An 18,440-nucleotide genomic window follows, 5' to 3' on the forward strand; every position below is an offset into this window, starting at 1 on the left:
ATCAGGCGTTGGAGTAGCGCTCAGTTTCCGGCATCCAGCGCTCAATTAACGCTGCCGCCTGTTCGGGGTAGCGTTCATGAATATGGCGGGCAAGGCGCTGAACTTCAGGGATCATGGCCTGATCGCGCAGCAAATCTGCCACTTTGAATTCAGCGTTCCCGGTCTGACGTGTGCCCAGGAGCTCGCCCGGGCCACGGATCTCCAGGTCTTTTTGCGCAATGACGAATCCGTCGTTGCTGTCACGCAGTACCTGCAAACGCATCTGCGCGGTTTTTGAGAGCGGGGCTTTGTAGAGCAGAACGCAATGTGAGGCCACCGCACCACGGCCCACGCGGCCACGCAACTGGTGTAACTGCGCAAGCCCCAGACGCTCCGGGTTTTCGATGATCATCAGACTGGAGTTTGGCACATCCACGCCCACTTCAATCACCGTTGTGGCGACCAGCAAATGCAGCTCACCCTGTTTGAAGGATTGCATGACGGCCTGTTTTTCTGCGGGCTTCATGCGCCCGTGCACCAGGCCCACCTTCAGTTCCGGTAGCGCCAGCTTCAGCTCTTCCCACGTTGCTTCTGCGGCTTGCGCTTCAAGCAGGTCAGACTCCTCAATCAGCGTGCAGACCCAGTACGCCTGACGTCCTTCATGGGTGCAGGCGTTGCGCACGCGATCGATGATGTCGCTGCGGCGGGTATCCGGGATGGCCACCGTCGTGACCGGCGTACGGCCCGGCGGCAGCTCGTCAATGGTGGAGGTGTCCAGATCGGCGTAGGCGGTCATCGCCAGGGTTCGCGGAATAGGCGTGGCGGTCATGATCAGCTGGTGCGGATGGAAGCCCTGCTGCAGCCCTTTTTCCCACAGCGCCAGGCGCTGATGCACGCCAAAGCGGTGCTGTTCGTCGATGATCACCAGCGCGAGGCCGTTAAACTGCACCTGCTCCTGGAAGATGGCATGGGTGCCGACAATCATCTGCACCTCACCGCGAGCGATGGCATCCTGTTGCGCAAGACGCGCTTTGCCCTTTTGTTTTCCGGCAAGCCAGCCCACCTCAATGCCCAGCGGGGCGAACCAGGCGCGGAAGTTATTCGCGTGCTGCTCCGCCAGCAGTTCCGTCGGCGCCATCAGCGCCACCTGCTTGCCGTGGGCAATGGCGCGCAGGGCTGCCAGGGCAGCAACCAGCGTTTTACCAGAGCCTACATCGCCCTGCACCAGGCGCATCATGGGCACATCAAGCGCCATATCGCGTTCGATCTCGGCGGTGACGCGCGCCTGGGCACCGGTAGGTTTAAACGGCAGGGAGGCCAGCAGCTTATCCTTGAGCTCATCACGCGGGCTTAAGGGCTGGGCATGAAAACGCTGCGCACCGGCGCGCAGCGCCAGCATGCTCAGGTTATGCGCCAGTAATTCCTCAAGGATAAGACGCCGTTGGGCAGGGTGCTTGCCGCTTTCTAAATCGCTGAGCTGCAGCGTGGGCGACGGGCGATGCAGCGTACGCAGCGCTTCCGGCAGGCTCATCATTCCCTGCGCCAGCTCAGGCGGTAGCAGTTCGGTGATGGCGCAGGTATCGAGTAACTCCAGGGCCTGGTCGGTGAGCTTACGCAGCGTCGCCTGCTTGATACCTTCCGTTGTCGGGTAGACCGGAGTGAGCGTCTCCTGCAGCTCCGGCGTGCTGAGATCGCCCTGCACGCGGTACTCCGGGTGGATCATCTCTGCGCCATATTTCCCGCGTTTGGCTTCACCATACGCCAGCACCCGGCGGCCTGTTGCAAGGCTGTTTTTCATCGCCGCGTTGAAGTTGAAAAAGCGCATGGTGAGAATGCCGGTGCCGTCGCTGATTTGACAGGTCATCATCCGGCGGCCGCCAAAGGTGATATTGCAGTTCAGCACCTCGCCCTCAACGGTGGCGTAAATCGCGGGCAGCAGATCGCCAATCTTATAAAGTTGCGTGCGGTCTTCATAACGCAGGGGGAGGTGGAGCAGGAGATCCTGCACGGTGTGCAGGCCAATTTTGCCCAGTTTACTGCTTTGCGCCGCGCCCACGCCCGTCAGGCTATTGAGCGGGATGGCATCCAGCAGGCGGCCTTTCATCGGTTACCCTGCGTACTGCATGGTGGCCCACCACCCGGCATCGGCTTCAATTTCGCCCTGCGCGTTGACGTGGGGGTAAGGCAATTTTTTCTGCTTTGCAACACGAGCCAGCACCGGATAACCGCCTTCAAACAGCAGGCGCTGCTGTTCGTCTTCCGGCAGCATGCTGTTGCTGCGCTCGTACATCCCGGCGTTCTGACGCTGGCGCTGGGCTTCATACAGAATGAGCGCGGAGGCCACAGAGACATTCAGGGACTGCACCATGCCGATCATGGGGATGATGATGTCCTGATCCGCCAGATCCAGCGCTTCCTGAGTGATCCCGGTTTTCTCCTGACCCATCAAAATACAGGTCGGGCGGGTGTAGTCGATCTCGCGGAAATCGACCGCTTTGGCAGACAGGTTGGTGGCAAGAATCTGCATACCGCGACCTTTCAGGTGCGATACGGCTTCTCCGATGGTCTGATGGGTTTTGACGGACACCCAGCTGTTACTGCCTGCGGCTGTCGACGCCATGGTGCGCATGCGGGCACCGGGCCAGACGGCGTGCACTTCATGCACGCCGACGGCGTCTGCGGTACGGACAATGGCAGAGACGTTATGAGGTTTATGGACCTGCTCCATGCAGACCGTCAGATCAGGCTGACGCCTGGCGAGCATTTCGCAGATACGTGCATAACGTTGTGCATTCATAAAACTAGTTTCGGTTTCGGGTGACTTTAATGACGTCCGGCATGACGCGGATCTTGCGCATAATATTTGCCAGATGCACGCGGTCGCGGGCGGTCAGACGAATAAAGGCGCTGTACACGCGGCCATCTTTTTCTTCCGTGTTCAGGCTCTGAATGTTGGAAGAGGCCGTGTTGATCGCTGCCGTCAGGTTCGCCAGGGCACCCTGGTGGTTGAACATATCCACCTTAATTTCGGTGATAAATTCCTGCGCCGTCTCTTTATCCCACTCGACCGCCATAAACTTCTCCGCCTCTTTTTGATAGCCGCGGATGTTACGACAGGATTCATGGTGGATAACCAGCCCTTTGCCCGGGCTGACGTGCGCAATAATCGGATCGCCAGGAATTGGACGGCAACACTTCGCAAAGGTGATAAGCACCCCGTCCGCGCCTTTGATCGGCAGATGCGCGTGGCCGGATGCGCCAGGTGCGGAAGGTATTGCTTCGCCCTGCTGCAGATTTTTGGCCACCACGACGCTCATGGCGTTACCCAGCCCAATTTCCGCCAGCAGATCGTCCAGAGAGGTGAGCTTCATCCGGTCGAGTTCACGCTGGATATGTTCTGGTGGGATCTCTGCCAGCTTACGGCTGCCACCCAACGCATGGTTGAGCAGACGACGCCCAAGGCTGACGGAGTCATCACGCTTGAGGTTTTTCAGCAGCTGACGGATTTTGGCGCGCGCTTTGGAGCTCACAACAAAGTTCAGCCAGGCCGCGTTTGGACGTGCGCCCGGTGCGGTGATGATTTCGACAGTCTGGCCGCTGGCGAGCGGTTGAGACAGCGGATAAGGCTGTCTGTCAACGCGTGCGCCTACGCAGGCGTGGCCGATATCGGTATGCACGGCATACGCGAAGTCGACCGGGGTCGCGCCCGCAGGCAGTTCGACAATACGCCCTTCAGGCGTGAAAACGTAAATCTCATCCGGGAAGAGATCGGATTTTACGCTCTCGATAAATTCAAACGAGCTACCCGCACTCTGCTGCAGCTCCAGCAGGCTCTGCATCCAGCGCTGGGCGCGAATTTGTGCCGTGGTGCTGCTTTCACCACCGTGCTCTTTATAGGCCCAGTGTGCGGCGACACCCATCTCCGCCATCTGGTCCATGTCTTCGGTGCGGATCTGCACTTCAACAGGGACACCGTGCGGGCCGATCATCGAGGTATGCAAAGATTGATAGCCGTTCGCTTTTGGAATGGCGATGTAATCTTTCATGCGCCCAGGACGCGGCTTGTAGAGGCTGTGCATCTGCCCCAGCACGCGATAGCAGGTGTCGGCATCGTGGACGATCACGCGGAACGCGTAAATATCCATGATCGAGTGAAAACGCTGCTCTTTGAGCACCATTTTGCAGTAAATAGAATACAGGTGTTTTTCGCGACCGCTCACGCGGCAGGGAATGCCCGCTTCCTGTAAACGTCCTTCAATTTCCGAGAGGATCTTTTGAATCATCTCTTTACGGTTACCGCGGGCGGCTTTCACCACCTCTTTAATGACGCGATAGCGGTTCGGGTACAACGCTTCAAAACCCAGCTCTTCCAGCTCGGTTTTAATGTGATGGATACCTAAACGGTGCGCCAGCGGACTGTAGATTTCGAGGGTTTCACGGGCAATGCGGCGACGTTTGTCCGGGCGGAGTGAGCCCAGCGTGCGCATGTTGTGGGTACGGTCAGCGAGTTTGATGAGAATGACGCGGATATCCTGCACCATCGCCATAATCATCTTGCGAAAGTTTTCGGCTTGCGCCTCTTTCTTGTCGCGGAAGTTCAGCTTATCAAGCTTGGACACCCCTTCCACCAGTTCGGCAACGCTTTTGCCAAACAGCTGTTCCATATCCTGGTAAGTGGCAGGGGTATCTTCGATCACGTCGTGCAGCAGAGCGGCCATCAGCGTTTCATAGTCGAGTTTCATCTCGGCCAGAATGCAGGCCACCGCTACCGGGTGCGTGATATAGGGTTCACCGCTTGAACGTGTCTGGCCCTCGTGAGCGTCACGTGCAACGAGATAAGCCTGCTGAAGACGCTTAATCTGGTCTTCAGGCAGGTAGGTTTGAATCAGTTGATTCAGGCTTTCAAACAGATACAAGGGCGACCCGCAGGTTTAATTAACGACGACCTTCAGCAATGGCGGTTACGGCCTGCAGTTCTGCGGCTTCCTGCTCTTGCTGCTCCTGGCGCTCACGCACGTCGAGGATCTGGTTGTTGATCAGACCTTCTTCGATTTCGCGAAGTGCAATTACGGTGGTTTTATCGTTTTCTTCCGGTACCAGCGGATCTTTTCCGCCTACCTGCATCTGACGAGCGCGACGCGCGGCGACCAGCACCAGGTCAAAACGGTTACCAATTTTCTCTACAGCGTCCTGAACAGTTACGCGTGCCATACTTAAAATGCTCCACAGGTGAAGAAATGACTGGGCATAATACTGAAAGTGGGTTCAGTCTGCCAACAGTTTGGTGATTAATGCGTCATGTCGCTGCTTCTGGCGGCTCATACGCAGACGTTCTGCGCGAAGGATGGTTTTGAGATCGCTCAGTGCGGCATCAAAATCATCATTCACAATAAGGTAATCATATTCGGCGTAATGGCTCATTTCTGCAACTGCCTGTTCCATACGCTTTGCAATGACCTCTTCGCTGTCCTGACCGCGGCCACGCAGGCGGCGATCCAGCTCATCTTTCGACGGCGGTAAAATAAAGATACTGCGCGAATCAGGCATTTTCTTGCGAATTTGCTGTGCGCCCTGCCAGTCGATATCCAGGAACACATTCACGCCGGTTGCCAGAACCTGCTCAATGGTTTCACGCGAAGTACCGTAGTAGTTCCCGAATACTTCTGCGTGTTCAAGAAACGCATCTCGGCCAATCATCGCTTTAAATTCGTCGTGATCGACAAAGAAATAGTGTTCACCGTGCACTTCACCCGGACGCGGTTTACGCGTGGTGTGTGAAACAGAAACCTGAGTGTCATACAACGGTTGGGTTTTTAACAGTGCCTGAATAAGGCTGGATTTACCCGCGCCACTAGGGGCAGAAACAATATAAAGCGTGCCTTGAGCCATGAGAGTCTTTTGTATGTGTTAACGAAGAAGTCCTACATACGGGCTTATTATACACGTCGCCGCTGTGTGACGTAGCCTTTGTCACACTTTTTCCCCTGGATTATTGCATTTTGCGTGTCGTTTTCAGGTTTTACCTGTGTTTTGCAGCAACATAAATTCACTCTGGATAGCGCCTCGCAAAGCGCAATGTTGCCATTAGCGTGGTTTTCATCGCCGGGTTATACCTCCAGCAACGTAAAGGAGGGGTAGCGATGTGGCGATGGATAAGCGGCTTCATGCTGTTGTGGTGTGGTTCTGCGGCGGCGGTGTGCCCGGTGTGGTCTCAGGCGAGGGCGGAGAAAGAGATTGCGACGTTAAGTGCGCAAATCAAACGCTGGGATGACGCCTACTGGCAGCAGGGTATCAGCGAAGTGAACGATGAAGTGTATGACCAGCTCAACGGGCGGTTAAAACAGTGGCAGCACTGTTTTGGGCATGCCTCACCTGACGCAGCACTTCCCGCCCTGACGGGACGTATCAAACACCCTGTCGCCCATACAGGGGTTCATAAGGTGAGCAGTAAAGAAGAGCTTGACCAGTGGATGCATGCCCGGCGCAATCTCTGGATGCAACCCAAAGTTGACGGTGTAGCGGTAACGCTGGTGTATCGGGGTGGAACATTGGCTCAGGCCATTAGCCGTGGCGATGGGTTAAAAGGTGAAGACTGGACATCGCAGGTGCGTTTAATACCGTCGGTGCCACAACACCTTTCCGGCGCGCTGGCAAACAGCGTGTTACAGGGAGAGCTTTTTTGGCAGCGTGAAAACCACATTCAGCAGCAGATGGGCGGAATGAATGCACGCGCAAAAGTCGCAGGTGCGATGATGCGCCAGCAGGATAACGCGTTTTTGAGAGAGGTTGGGGTATTCATCTGGGCCTGGCCAGACGGGCCAAAAGAGATGAAAACCGCACTGGCGGAACTGTCTGACGCGGGGTTTACCCTGACGGCGCGCTATACCTTGCCCGTAGAGCATATTGAGGCCGTCGAAAAGCAGCGCTCAGCGTGGCACACCGCAGCATTACCCTTTGCCACGGACGGCATTGTGGTTCGCTCGGCGGATGAACTGCCGGGTGAAAACTGGCTGCCAGGAGAGGGCAGTTGGGTTGTTGCATGGAAATATCCCCCTGTCGCGCAGGTTGCTGAAGTACGGGATATTCACTTCACTGTGGGCCGTACGGGTAAAATTGCCGTTGTGGCGGCGCTGGAGCCGGTACGGCTGGATGATAAACAGGTGCAGCGGGTTAGCCTGGGGTCCGTTGGCCGCTGGCAAAGGCTGGATATCGCGCCGGGCGACCAGATCCAGGTAAGCCTGGCCGGGCAGGGGATCCCCCGATTCGACAAAGTCGTCTGGCGAGGGAGCGACCGGCAAAAACCAGAACCTCCAGTCCCGCAGTACCATTCTCTCAGCTGTTTTTACGCTTCACCGGAATGTATGGAGCAGTTCTTTGCCCGGCTGACGTGGCTCAGTTCTAAGCAGGGGCTGGATATTGCCGATTTAGGCGAGTCAGGCTGGCGGTCGCTCTGGCAGGCACATCGCTTTGAACATATTTTCTCATGGCTGTTGTTAACCCAGGCGCAGCTGCAAACCACGCCGGGGTTTTCGGCTGCACGCGGACTGGCGCTCTGGCATCAGTTTAATCTGGTGCGCGAGCGTCCTTTTATTCGTTGGATCATGGCGATGGGTGTTCCGCTGGCTCAGGCGACCCTGAAAGCCGCCGGAGAGCTATCATGGCAGACCATGCACCAGCGTAGCGCTATGGACTGGCAGACCTTGCCGGGGACCGGAGAGGAGAAAGCGCGGCAAATCGTTAACTGGCTCCACGCGCCGGAGGTGGATGTGCTGGCAAAGTGGCTGGCTGAACAGCACATCAAGGGATTCTGAAATTAGTGAGCGCTGTGTTTGTAGTGAAACACCGGCAGGCCGAGCTTCAGTCGCAACGCCAGCATGCGGGCCGTAAAGCCGAACAGCAGCGTGGAGATGACCACCACATCATGGTTCGAAACATAATGCTGCAGGGCAATATAGAGCACCGCTGCGGCGAAGGAGATGCCGGCGTACAGCTCTTTTTGAAAGACCAGAGGAATACGTTTGCAAAACATATCGCGCAGCACGCCTCCAAACACCCCGGTCACCACGGCGGCAATGGTGGCGATAACTGGCCCTTCGCCCATATCGAGCGCGATTTGTGCGCCAATGATAGAAAAGACAATCAGCCCGAGCGCATCAAGCACCAGAAACAGGCGACGCAGATGGGTCATAACGGGCGCGACAATGGTGGTTACTACGGCGGCGGTCGCCACAATAATCACGTACTCGGGGTTTTTCACCCAGCCCAGCGGGTAATGGCCCAGCAGAATATCGCGCACGGAACCGCCGCCCAGCGCGGTCGCTGTGGCAATAATGATCACGCCGAAGGTATCCATTCGGCGACGACCGGCTGCAAGCGCGCCAGTCATGGCTTCTGCAGTGATGCCAATGAGATAAAGAGTGTGAAGCAGCATATAACCTCCGGTGTGAAGCCGGGAAGGTTAACGTTTTGTGCGCACGATCACGATTGAGATTTTCTAAAGTGAGCGGGTTTGCCCTATAAAATTTTATCAACCCATAGTGGAGAAGGTTGATTGGTGGCGGCAAAGCGAGAAAAGACGGGTTAAAATGGATTAGAAATAGTAATGGGTGACGTCGGTCGACGCCACCCGAATAGTATTACTCAATATTCTGGATCTGCTCGCGCATCTGCTCAATCAGTACCTTGAGCTCAATGGCGGAATTCGTCACGTCGGCATTGATTGATTTAGACGCCAGGGTATTCGACTCGCGGTTGAATTCCTGCATCATAAAGTCGAGACGACGACCAACGGCTTCTTTCTTCTTCAGAATGTTGTAGGTCTCTTTAACATGTGCTTCCAGACGGTCCAGCTCTTCGGCCACGTCAACGCGCTGCGCCATCAGCACCAGCTCTTGTTCCAGACGGTTATTTTCCAGCTGAACTTCCGCTTCTTCCAGTTTGGCAACCAGACGCTCGCGCTGCCACTGCAGCACTTCCGGCATATGGGTACGTACTTTTGCCACTTCGGCGCTGACGCCTTCAAGGCGCTGTTCAATCATCGCTTTCAGCGCCTGGCCTTCGGTTTCGCGAGCAACGATAAAGTCATCCAGCGTGCTGTCGAGGGCGGCAAGGATTTCAGCGGCAATTGCATCCAGATCCTGCTCTCCGGCAGCCATGACGCCAGGCCAGCGCAGAATATCAACCGGATTAATTTCGCCTTCGTCGCTTTGCATTTTGACCCAGTTCGCCGCATTGACGAGCTGTTTTGCCAGTTTTTCGTTGAGGATCAGTTCGCCCTGCGCGCTGGCATCCGGCTCAAAACGCAGGTTACATTCCACTTTGCCGCGCGTCAGACGCGTACGGATACGCTCACGCACCACAGGCTCAAGGCTGCGGAACTGCTCCGGCATACGGAAATAGGTTTCCAGATAGCGCTGGTTTACCGAACGCATTTCCCAGGTAGCGCTACCCCAGCTACCCTTGATTTCACGCCGGGCGTAGGCGGTCATACTGCGGATCATAGATATTCCCGTTTTTAAAGGAGAGATGGGGGGATTATAGCTTTCAGGGGCTTCTCAGGATAGGAATAAGCGTCCTTTATCCGTATAATGCGCAGCCACATTCGTTTCAAGCCGGAGAATTCATCATGCGTCCAGCAGGTCGTAGCGCCAATCAGGTGCGTCCCGTCACCCTGACCCGTAACTATACAAAACACGCTGAAGGCTCCGTTCTGGTTGAGTTTGGTGACACCAAAGTGCTGTGCACGGCTTCCATTGAAGAAGGCGTTCCGCGCTTCCTGAAAGGTCAGGGCCAGGGCTGGATCACGGCTGAATACGGCATGCTGCCGCGTGCAACGCATACCCGTAATGCCCGTGAAGCGGCAAAGGGTAAGCAGGGCGGCCGTACCATGGAAATTCAGCGCCTCATCGCGCGTGCGCTGCGCGCCGCTGTTGATCTGAAAACGCTGGGCGAATTCACCATTACCCTGGACTGCGACGTCATTCAGGCTGACGGTGGCACGCGTACCGCATCGATTACCGGTGCCTGTGTAGCGCTGGCGGATGCCCTGAATAAACTGGTTGCGGCCGGTAAGCTGAAAACAAACCCAATGAAAGGGATGGTTGCCGCGGTGTCCGTCGGTATCGTTAACGGTGAAGCGCTTTGCGATCTGGAATACGTAGAAGACTCCGCTGCCGAAACTGACATGAACGTGGTGATGACCGAAGACGGACGTATCATTGAGGTGCAGGGCACCGCAGAAGGCGAACCGTTTACCCACGAAGAACTTCTCACCTTGCTGGCTCTGGCCCGAGGGGGAATTGAATCTATTGTAACGACGCAGAAAGCGGCGTTAGAAAATTGATTTTAAAGGCGACCAATGAGTCGCCTTTTTTTTGCCTGTAAGACAGAAAAGACAAAGGAGCGAATCCATGAAACCGTATCAGCGCCAGTTTATTGAGTTTGCGCTTAACAAGCAGGTCCTCAAGTTTGGCGAGTTTACGCTGAAATCCGGGCGCAAGAGCCCCTATTTCTTCAATGCCGGGCTGTTCAATACCGGGCGCGATCTGGCGCTGTTAGGCCGTTTCTATGCCGAAGCGCTGGTGGATTCAGGGATTGATTTCGACCTGCTGTTTGGCCCGGCCTATAAGGGCATTCCGATTGCGACCACCACCGCGGTTGCGCTGGCAGAACACCATGACCGCGACGTGCCGTACTGCTTTAACCGTAAAGAGGCCAAAACCCACGGTGAAGGCGGCAACCTGGTCGGCAGCCCACTGCAGGGGCGCGTGATGCTGGTGGACGACGTCATCACCGCGGGTACCGCCATTCGCGAATCCATGGAGATTATCCAGGCCAACGGCGCGACGCTGGCTGGCGTGTTGATTTCTCTGGACCGTCAGGAACGGGGGCGTGGTGAAATCTCGGCCATTCAGGAAGTTGAACGTGATTACAGCTGCAAAGTGACGTCAATCATCAACCTGAAAGACCTGATTGCGTATCTGGAAGAGAAGCCAGAGATGGCGGATCATCTGGCTGCGGTGCGGGCATATCGCGAAGAGTTCGGCGTGTAACGGAATCGCCCGGTGGCGCGTCGCTTGCCGGGCCTGCGCAATTCGTAGGCCGGATAAGGCGAAGCCACCATCCGGCAACGACGTTACTGCAACTGCGCCGCCACTAACGGCCAACGGGCGTCGAAATCGTCCGTTGGGCTGTATTTGAACTCACTGCGTACAAAACGGGAGAGCATGCCTTCGCAAAACGCCAGGATCTGGCTTGCCAGCAGCGTTTCATCCGTGCTGTAACCTTCGCCTTCACGCATTTTCTTTTCACGCAGTACCTGGCGCAGCTGCGCTTCAATACGTTCGAAAAGCTGGTTGATGCGACCCTGCAGTCTGTCCTGCTCAAACATCAGCGCATGGCCAGTCAGAATACGGGTCAGGCCCGGGTTACGTTCTCCAAATCCCAGAATCAACTGCACAATCAGACGCAGACGCGCAGTGGTGTCTTTTTCGTCTTTCAGAATCAGGTTGATGCGCGTGATCAGACTGTCTTCGATAAACTCGATCAGGCTGTCGAACATCCGGGTTTTGCTCGGGAAATGACGGTACAGCGCCGCTTCAGACACGCCTACAGAGGCGGCCAGTTTTGCGGTGGTGATGCGTTGACTGCCATCGCTGGATTCAAGCATCAGAGCCAGAGATTGAAGTATTTCTTCGCGACGGTTCCTTTTCGCGGTTTGTTTTTCTGCCATGTTGCAAAATACCCCTGAAAATAAGCACTTGTCAGGCTGGCATCCACACAGCGACCGCAAACTGGCGTTTGCGGTTTGTTATGACATTATGGCGCTGTGAGATGCGTGTCTGTCGGGCGGTTATTTGCGCCCGGAATGGCCGAAGCCGCCTTCGCCACGGTCGGTGGCATAAAAGTCTGCCACCAGGTTAAATTCTGCCTGCACCACAGGTACAAAGACCATCTGCGCGATACGCTCGCCCGGTTCAATGGTGAAGCTGTCCTGACCTCGGTTCCAGACGGAGACCATCAGCTGGCCCTGGTAGTCAGAGTCGATCAGGCCGACCAGGTTACCCAGCACGACACCATGCTTATGACCCAGGCCTGAACGTGGCAGGATCACCGCCGCCAGTGAAGGGTCAGCAATGTGAATCGCCAGGCCCGTTGGGATCAGGGTGGTCGCACCCGGAGCCAGTTCTACGGCGTCATCGAGACAGGCGCGCAGGTCAAGACCGGCAGAGCCGGAGGTGGCATAGGTTGGCAGCGGGAATTGCTCGCCAACACGCGGGTCCAGAATCTTAACGTCGATTTTTTTCATCATAACGGGTAACGATCTCGTCCAGTAATTGTTGGCCCAGGAGTTCCTTGCGCTCAAGCGGTAAGATTTTATCTCCATCCTGCCAGAAAAGGTGCAGTGCGTTGCTGTCGCTGTTAAATCCTTGCGTGGCCAGCGATACGTCATTCGCGCAAATCAAATCGAGGTTTTTGCGGGTACGTTTTTGCCGGGCATATTCTTCCACATTATTTGTTTCTGCGGCAAACCCAACAACGTAAGGACGATGGGTTTTCAGCGCGGCGACGCCAGCAACGATATCCGGGTTTTTCACCATTTTTAGTGTTAATTCATCGCCTTGCTTTTTGATTTTGGCATCGGAAATGGTCTCTGCGCGGTAGTCCGCGACGGCAGCACAACCGATAAAAATCTGCTGGTTTTGCGCACGGGCCTGTACCGCGGCCTCCATTTCCAGCGCGGTGGTGACATCAATACGCTGCACAAAAGGCGGCGTAGGTAACGAGACCGGGCCACTGACCAGCGTGACGTTCGCGCCGCGTTTCGCCGCTGCGGCCGCAATCGCAAAGCCCATTTTACCGGAGCTGTGGTTGGTAATGTAACGTACCGGATCCAGCGGCTCGCGCGTTGGGCCGGCTGTAATCATGATGTTGAGATGTTGCAGGTCGTTGACAGGCGAAAAATGGGCCGCGGCCATATCGACAATAGTCAATGGATCAAGCATACGACCTGGTCCGACATCGCCACAGGCCTGGCTCCCGCTGTCCGGCCCCCAGATCAGCAGGCCGCGCGAGGCCAGCGTCTGTAGATTATGCTGGGTCGCGGCATTGCGATACATCTGCTGATTCATGGCCGGCACGACGGCAACAGGGGCGGGCGTAGCCAGACAAATGGTCGAAACCAGATCGTTCGCCATCCCGGCGGCAACGCGGGCAATTAAATCGGCCGTGGCGGGGGCAAGGATAACCAGGTCTGCCCATTTCCCAAGCTCAATATGGCCCATCGCGGCTTCTGCGGCAGGGTCAAGCAGGCTGTCAGATACCGGGTATCCTGAAACGGCCTGCAGGCTCAGAGGAGTGATAAAGGCTTTTCCGCCTTCGGTTATCGCGACCCGTACGTCGGCCCCGCGCTCGCGCAGACGGCGCACCAGTTCCGGCGTTTTATAGGCTGCAATGCCGCCGCTAACGCCAAGAACGATTTTTTTACCGGCCAGGCTCATCATGATTCTTTCCTGTTGGGTTTCACCAGAGAGCGGGCATTTTATCACAATCCCAAAAACGGGGTGATCTTGTCCTTCGGTCACTTTGCGAGGCGTTACGCAAGAACGAGACGCGAGAGTCAGGTACCTGAGTAGCCTATGGCAAGATGGGCAAAAAACAGGGAGAAAAAGCATGGAAGACGAGGATGAACTGCTCTTACCGCGCGAAAAATTGCTGCGCTATGGCGTCACTTTGCTAAAAGATGAGGAACTGCTGGCGCTTTTTTTGCGCACCGGTACGCCGGGCAAAACGGTCTTTACGCTGGCAAAAGATCTGATAGGCCATTTTGGTTCACTCTACGGTTTGATGACGGCGGAACTGGCGGAGTTTGCGCATGTGGAGGGTATCGGTGTGGCGAAATATGCCCAGCTTAAGGGGATTGCCGAGCTGGCCCGCCGTTTTCAGTGTGTTCGTATGCAGGAAGAGGACCCGATACTGACTCCTGCGATGACGCGCGAGTTTCTGCAAAGTCAGTTAACCGATATTGAACGCGAGATCTTTATGGTGATCTTTCTCGATAACCGGAACCGGGTGCTCAAGCATAGCCACCTTTTCTCGGGCACGCTAAGCCATGTAGAGGTTCATCCGCGTGAAATTGTGCGCGAAGCAATAAAATTGAATGCAGCCGGCGTGATACTCGCGCATAATCACCCTTCTGGCTGTGCAGAACCAAGCAGAGCTGACAAAGAGATCACCGACCGCATTGTCAAATGCTGTCAATTCATGGACATTCGTGTGCTGGACCATCTGATAATTGGCCGCGGAGAGTACCTTTCTTTTGCAGAACATGGCTGGATTTAGGCTATTTCTCGCGATCCATCGGGATCTTTGTCTGTTCGGGACTTGAGCACACCGCCGAGTCAGCGTATACTACGCCACCTTTGAGAATCTCGGGTTTGGCATTTGGGCCTGGCAATCGAGAGTTCAATAGAACTATGCGATGACCGGGCTGTAAAGCCTGACGAGGCGCCGATACCCCATACGAAGCTCGAGCTAATTTGATTTTTGGAGAATAGACATGTCCCGAGTCTGCCAAGTTACTGGCAAGCGTCCGGTGACCGGTAACAACCGTTCCCACGCACTGAACGCGACTAAACGCCGTTTCCTGCCGAACCTGCACTCTCACCGTTTCTGGGTTGAGAGCGAGAAGCGTTTTGTCACCCTGCGCGTATCTGCTAAAGGTATGCGTGTAATTGATAAGAAAGGCATCGATACAGTTCTGTCCGAACTGCGTGCCCGTGGCGAAAAGTACTAAGTACTTAAAGAGGAAATAAATCATGGCTAAAGGTATTCGCGAGAAAATCAAGCTGGTTTCTTCTGCTGGTACAGGTCACTTCTACACCACCACGAAGAACAAACGTACTAAGCCGGAAAAACTGGAACTGAAAAAATTCGATCCAGTTGTACGCCAGCACGTAATGTACAAAGAAGCTAAAATCAAATAATTTTAGCCTCCTTGTATTGAAAAACCCCGCAACTGCGGGGTTTTTTGCATTCTGCATCTTACTACGGAGGAATCATGCCTGAATTACCTGAGGTGGAGACCAGCCGCCGCGGTATTGAGCCGCATCTGGTCGGCGCGACTATTCTTCATGCTACCGTGCGTAACGGTCGCCTCCGTTGGCCGGTTTCTGATGAGATCCATGCGTTAAGCGATAAACCGATCCTCAGCGTCCAGCGCCGCGCGAAATATCTGCTTCTGGAGCTGCCCGATGGCTGGATCATCATTCATCTTGGCATGTCCGGCAGCCTGCGGATCCTCACTGAAGAGCTGCCTGCGGAAAAGCATGACCATGTCGATCTGGTGATGAGTAACGGCAAAGTGTTGCGTTATACCGATCCCCGCCGCTTTGGCGCATGGTTGTGGACCAAAGAACTGGAAGGACATAGCGTACTGGCACATCTGGGGCCAGAGCCGCTTTCAGAAGCGTTTAACGCGGAATACCTGAAAGCGAAGTGTGCGAAAAAGAAAACCCCGATTAAACCCTGGCTGATGGATAACAAGCTGGTGGTCGGCGTGGGGAATATCTATGCCAGCGAATCGCTGTTTGCGGCCGGGATCCATCCCGATCGGCTGGCCTCTTCGCTGTCGGCGCAGGAGTGTGAGCTGCTGGTGCGGGTGATTAAAGCGGTGCTGCTTCGCTCAATTGAGCAGGGGGGAACGACGCTGAAGGACTTCCTGCAAAGCGATGGTAAGCCAGGCTATTTTGCTCAGGAGCTGCAGGTGTATGGCCGCAAAGGCGAGCCGTGCAGAGTGTGTGGAACGCCGATCATCGCAACAAAGCATGCCCAGCGCGCCACATTCTATTGCCGTCAGTGCCAGAAATAGCGCTACTTTAGCTTGTCCATCAACGCCTGGTGGACGTTAACCGGCAGGAAATGGGTAACGTCCCCGTGATGACGCGCCACCTCTTTCACCAGCGTGGAAGAGATGAACGACCACTCCTTGGATGGCATCAGAAATACGCTTTCCAGCTCCGGCATCAAATGACGATTCATGTGCGCCAGCTGCATCTCATACTCGAAGTCTGCCACCGCGCGTAAGCCACGGATCAGAATCGTCGCCTGCTGAGCGCGGGCAAAGTTGGCCATCAGATCGCTGAAGCCCACCACCTCAACGTTCGGCAGGTGCGCAATGGCCTCGGTGGCAAGCGCAACACGCTCGTTCAGGTCAAACATCGGTTTTTTACTGGGGCTGGCAGCAATCGCCAGAATCACCTTGTCGAACATGCACGCCGCACGGGTGATGATATCAAGATGACCATTGGTGATCGGATCAAAGGTACCTGGATAAATCGCTTTTGTGCTCATGGCTCACGTTTTCTCTGAGTAGCCGCGGCTGAGCGCCCACAGCTCGGTGTATTTGTTGAAAGTATACTGGGCATTTACCACGGCCAGTAACCAGCCCTGTTTACCGTCCAGCACGCCGCCACGCAGCAGCAGCGTTTTCAGAAACGCCCCCAGCGTATGGGTGAAGATACCTGTCAGCGTGGCCTTCTTGCCGCGCTGATGGCGCTCCTGTGCCCAGGCGGTGGCATAGTTGAGCTGTTTACGCTGGAAGCTGGCGAAATCCCGGCAGGTCAGGTGCAAAAGATCGCCCGTCAGAGGGACGACTGGCGCACTGTCGCAGGCCAGGGATTCATGGACCAGATTATCATTGTACTGATACCGCTCGCGCTCGTAGAGGCGCGTGACCCGGTCGGGGTACCAGCCGCTGTGACGCATAAAACGGCCAAGGAAATAGTTACGACGCGCAATGCTGTAGACCGTGCCCGGCGTTGGTGCGGCGAGCACCGCCTGAATGGCCTGACGCAGCTCCGGCGTGATGCGCTCGTCTGTGTCGAGCATCAGTACATAATCACCGGTGGCATATCCCTGCGCGCGCTGGCGCTGGATGCCATACCCTTGCCAGTCGGTGTTGGTATAGACTTTTGCACCCGCTGCGCGGGCAACGTCCGCCGTGTTGTCTTCACTGCCGGAGTCGAGCAGGATAATTTCGTCAGCCCAGGCAACGGAGGCCAGGCAATCCGGAAGCAAGTCGGCAGCGTTTTTGGCGATCAGAACGACCGACAGGCGCGTTGACATTAGTGGCTCCGCTGCGGCAGATAAGGTTGCAGAAGCTGCAGCAGACGAGTGAGGGCACCCTGGTTCTGATGCAGCACTTCGACGGCATGACGACCGTACCACAGGCGGTAATCTTCGTCGGTCAGCAGAGTCGAGACCTCTTTGACCACCGAATCCGCATCGGTCACGGTAATTAGCCCTTCCGCTTGCTGCAATTTCGCACAGATATCTTTGAAGTTGAAGGTATGTGGACCCATCAGCACGGGAATGGCATGGGCCGCTGGCTCCAGCGGGTTATGGCCACCACGCTCCACCAGGCTGCCGCCAACAAAGGCCAGATCAGCGATGCCATACAGCAGCATCAGCTCACCCATGGTATCGCCAATAACTACCTGCGTGCTGGTGGAGGGGATCTCACCGCTGCTGCGCAGGGTGAAGCTGAAGCCGCCTTTTTGCACCATTTCACGGGCGTCTTTAAAACGCTCGGGATGGCGAGGTACCAGAATCAGCAGCAAATCGGGGAATTTCTCCAGCAGCTTACGATGCGCCTGCAGGATAATCGCCTCTTCGCCATCATGGGTGCTGGTCGCAATCCAGACCTGGCGACGCGGTGCCCACTGGCGGCGCAGCGTGATAGCACGGGCCGCAAGTTCAGGCGTGACGGAGATATCGAATTTCAGGCTGCCTGTCACCGCCAGCTGGTTGCGTTTCAGGCCAAGCGAGATAAAGCGCGCTGCGTCTTCTTCGTTTTGCGCAGCAATCAGTGTGATCTTGCTGAGCAGGCGGCGCATAAATTTCCCCAGCTTGCCGTAGCCTTTCGCCGACCGCTCAGACAGACGCGCGTTCGCGATCACCAGGGGAATCTTACGTGCATGCAGAGCGGAAATCATATTCGGCCACAGCTCGGTTTCCATCACGATCACCAGTTTAGGGCGAACGGTTTCCAGAAAACGGTTCATGGCGCAGGGAAGGTCGTAAGGCAGATAGACGTGATGCACGTCTTTACCGAAGGCGGACATCACGCGCTCAGAGCCGGTCGGCGTCATGGTCGTGACGGTGATCGGCAGCGACGGATAACGGTGACGCAGGGCGCGAACCAGCGGGATCGCTGCCAGCGTTTCGCCAACAGAAACGGAATGCAGCAAAATACCGTCCGGGGCAACTTTATTGCGACAGAAGCCATAGCGTTCAGCCCAGCGTTTTCGGTACGCAGGCGCTTTACGGCTACGAAGCAGCAGTCTCAGCCACACCAGTGGCTGAATGATATAGAGCAGGGCGGTATACAACAATTCCAAGCGATTATCCGTCTTTTTAGTTTCGGCGGGCAAATTCTAAGCATTTGGGCCAGGTAAAGCTAT

Annotated in this window: 20 protein-coding genes; 7 read left to right on the forward strand and 13 right to left on the reverse strand. The window is 55.9% G+C overall.

The window, feature by feature from the left end; translation table 11 throughout:
- Position 1: 1 nt before the first annotated feature.
- The 5 genes from recG to gmk are packed head-to-tail and all read right to left on the reverse strand — an operon-like array spanning position 2 to position 5,868.
- A complete protein-coding gene (gene recG / locus EQV24_RS18775; protein WP_057071602.1) occupies positions 2-2,083 on the reverse strand; it encodes an ATP-dependent DNA helicase RecG in 2,082 nt (693 codons plus the stop codon).
- 3 nt (positions 2,084-2,086) lie between these two features.
- Complete coding sequence (gene trmH, locus EQV24_RS23730; protein WP_020686483.1) at positions 2,087-2,776, reverse strand: tRNA (guanosine(18)-2'-O)-methyltransferase TrmH; 690 nt, start codon at positions 2,774-2,776, stop codon at positions 2,087-2,089.
- 4 nt (positions 2,777-2,780) lie between these two features.
- The gene (gene spoT / locus EQV24_RS18780) at positions 2,781-4,895 is read right to left on the reverse strand and encodes a bifunctional GTP diphosphokinase/guanosine-3',5'-bis pyrophosphate 3'-pyrophosphohydrolase (protein ID WP_013094882.1); all 2,115 of its coding nucleotides are present in this window, start codon (positions 4,893-4,895) and stop codon (positions 2,781-2,783) included.
- Positions 4,896-4,914: 19 nt separating this feature from the next.
- Entirely contained in the window at positions 4,915-5,190 is a 276-nt protein-coding gene (gene rpoZ, locus EQV24_RS18785) for a DNA-directed RNA polymerase subunit omega (protein ID WP_000135058.1), read from the reverse strand.
- Positions 5,191-5,244: 54 nt separating this feature from the next.
- On the reverse strand, positions 5,245-5,868 hold the full coding sequence (gene gmk / locus EQV24_RS18790) for a guanylate kinase (protein ID WP_013094883.1): 624 nt from the start codon (positions 5,866-5,868) through the stop codon (positions 5,245-5,247).
- Between the two features lie 251 nt (positions 5,869-6,119).
- On the opposite strand from gmk, the gene ligB reads away from it, so the two are divergent.
- A complete protein-coding gene (ligB, locus tag EQV24_RS18795) occupies positions 6,120-7,790 on the forward strand; it encodes an NAD-dependent DNA ligase LigB (protein ID WP_130626926.1) in 1,671 nt (556 codons plus the stop codon).
- Positions 7,791-7,792: 2 nt separating this feature from the next.
- On the opposite strand, the gene EQV24_RS18800 is transcribed toward ligB, so the two are convergent.
- A complete protein-coding gene (locus tag EQV24_RS18800; RefSeq protein WP_013094886.1) occupies positions 7,793-8,410 on the reverse strand; it encodes a trimeric intracellular cation channel family protein in 618 nt (205 codons plus the stop codon).
- Positions 8,411-8,615: 205 nt separating this feature from the next.
- Entirely contained in the window at positions 8,616-9,479 is an 864-nt protein-coding gene (locus EQV24_RS18805) for a YicC/YloC family endoribonuclease (protein WP_013094887.1), read from the reverse strand.
- Positions 9,480-9,604: 125 nt separating this feature from the next.
- Between EQV24_RS18805 and rph the strand changes: the two genes are divergently transcribed.
- The gene (rph, locus tag EQV24_RS18810) at positions 9,605-10,321 is read left to right on the forward strand and encodes a ribonuclease PH (protein WP_013094888.1); all 717 of its coding nucleotides are present in this window, start codon (positions 9,605-9,607) and stop codon (positions 10,319-10,321) included.
- 67 nt (positions 10,322-10,388) lie between these two features.
- The gene (gene pyrE, locus EQV24_RS18815; RefSeq protein WP_013094889.1) at positions 10,389-11,030 is read left to right on the forward strand and encodes an orotate phosphoribosyltransferase; all 642 of its coding nucleotides are present in this window, start codon (positions 10,389-10,391) and stop codon (positions 11,028-11,030) included.
- An 83-nt stretch (positions 11,031-11,113) separates the two neighbouring features.
- Here pyrE and slmA read toward each other — a convergent pair whose 3' ends face one another.
- From slmA to coaBC, 3 genes are all read right to left on the reverse strand, one after another.
- A complete protein-coding gene (gene slmA, locus EQV24_RS18820) occupies positions 11,114-11,710 on the reverse strand; it encodes a nucleoid occlusion factor SlmA (RefSeq protein WP_013094890.1) in 597 nt (198 codons plus the stop codon).
- A gap of 120 nt (positions 11,711-11,830) precedes the next feature.
- Positions 11,831-12,289, reverse strand: a complete 459-nt coding sequence (gene dut / locus EQV24_RS18825) for a dUTP diphosphatase (RefSeq protein ID WP_165876022.1) — start codon at positions 12,287-12,289, stop codon at positions 11,831-11,833.
- On the reverse strand, positions 12,267-13,478 hold the full coding sequence (gene coaBC / locus EQV24_RS18830; RefSeq protein WP_105826592.1) for a bifunctional phosphopantothenoylcysteine decarboxylase/phosphopantothenate--cysteine ligase CoaBC: 1,212 nt from the start codon (positions 13,476-13,478) through the stop codon (positions 12,267-12,269). Before coaBC ends, dut begins: the two co-directional genes overlap by 23 nt.
- A gap of 172 nt (positions 13,479-13,650) precedes the next feature.
- On the opposite strand from coaBC, the gene radC reads away from it, so the two are divergent.
- From radC to mutM, 4 genes are all read left to right on the forward strand, one after another.
- Complete coding sequence (gene radC, locus EQV24_RS18835) at positions 13,651-14,319, forward strand: DNA repair protein RadC (RefSeq protein ID WP_013094892.1); 669 nt, start codon at positions 13,651-13,653, stop codon at positions 14,317-14,319.
- 217 nt (positions 14,320-14,536) lie between these two features.
- Positions 14,537-14,773 (forward strand): 50S ribosomal protein L28, encoded by a 237-nt coding sequence (gene rpmB, locus EQV24_RS18840; protein ID WP_002436699.1) that lies wholly within the window; start codon positions 14,537-14,539, stop codon positions 14,771-14,773.
- 22 nt (positions 14,774-14,795) lie between these two features.
- Positions 14,796-14,963 carry a 50S ribosomal protein L33 gene (gene rpmG / locus EQV24_RS18845; RefSeq protein ID WP_013094893.1) on the forward strand — a complete coding sequence of 56 codons (168 nt, stop codon included), beginning with the start codon at positions 14,796-14,798 and terminating at the stop codon, positions 14,961-14,963.
- A 74-nt stretch (positions 14,964-15,037) separates the two neighbouring features.
- Entirely contained in the window at positions 15,038-15,847 is an 810-nt protein-coding gene (mutM, locus tag EQV24_RS18850; RefSeq protein WP_013094894.1) for a bifunctional DNA-formamidopyrimidine glycosylase/DNA-(apurinic or apyrimidinic site) lyase, read from the forward strand.
- Positions 15,848-15,849: 2 nt separating this feature from the next.
- Here mutM and coaD read toward each other — a convergent pair whose 3' ends face one another.
- The 3 genes from coaD to waaA are packed head-to-tail and all read right to left on the reverse strand — an operon-like array spanning position 15,850 to position 18,377.
- Entirely contained in the window at positions 15,850-16,329 is a 480-nt protein-coding gene (gene coaD / locus EQV24_RS18855; RefSeq protein WP_013094895.1) for a pantetheine-phosphate adenylyltransferase, read from the reverse strand.
- Between the two features lie 3 nt (positions 16,330-16,332).
- Complete coding sequence (locus EQV24_RS18860; protein ID WP_014830152.1) at positions 16,333-17,103, reverse strand: glycosyltransferase family 2 protein; 771 nt, start codon at positions 17,101-17,103, stop codon at positions 16,333-16,335.
- The gene (waaA, locus tag EQV24_RS18865) at positions 17,103-18,377 is read right to left on the reverse strand and encodes a lipid IV(A) 3-deoxy-D-manno-octulosonic acid transferase (protein ID WP_013094897.1); all 1,275 of its coding nucleotides are present in this window, start codon (positions 18,375-18,377) and stop codon (positions 17,103-17,105) included. The genes EQV24_RS18860 and waaA overlap by 1 nt, the downstream gene beginning before the upstream one ends.
- Between the last annotated feature and the right edge of the window lie 63 nt (positions 18,378-18,440).

Origin of the sequence: Enterobacter sp. A8 (assembly GCF_004296595.1) — a bacterium.
Classification (GTDB): Bacteria; Pseudomonadota; Gammaproteobacteria; order Enterobacterales; family Enterobacteriaceae; genus Enterobacter; species Enterobacter cloacae.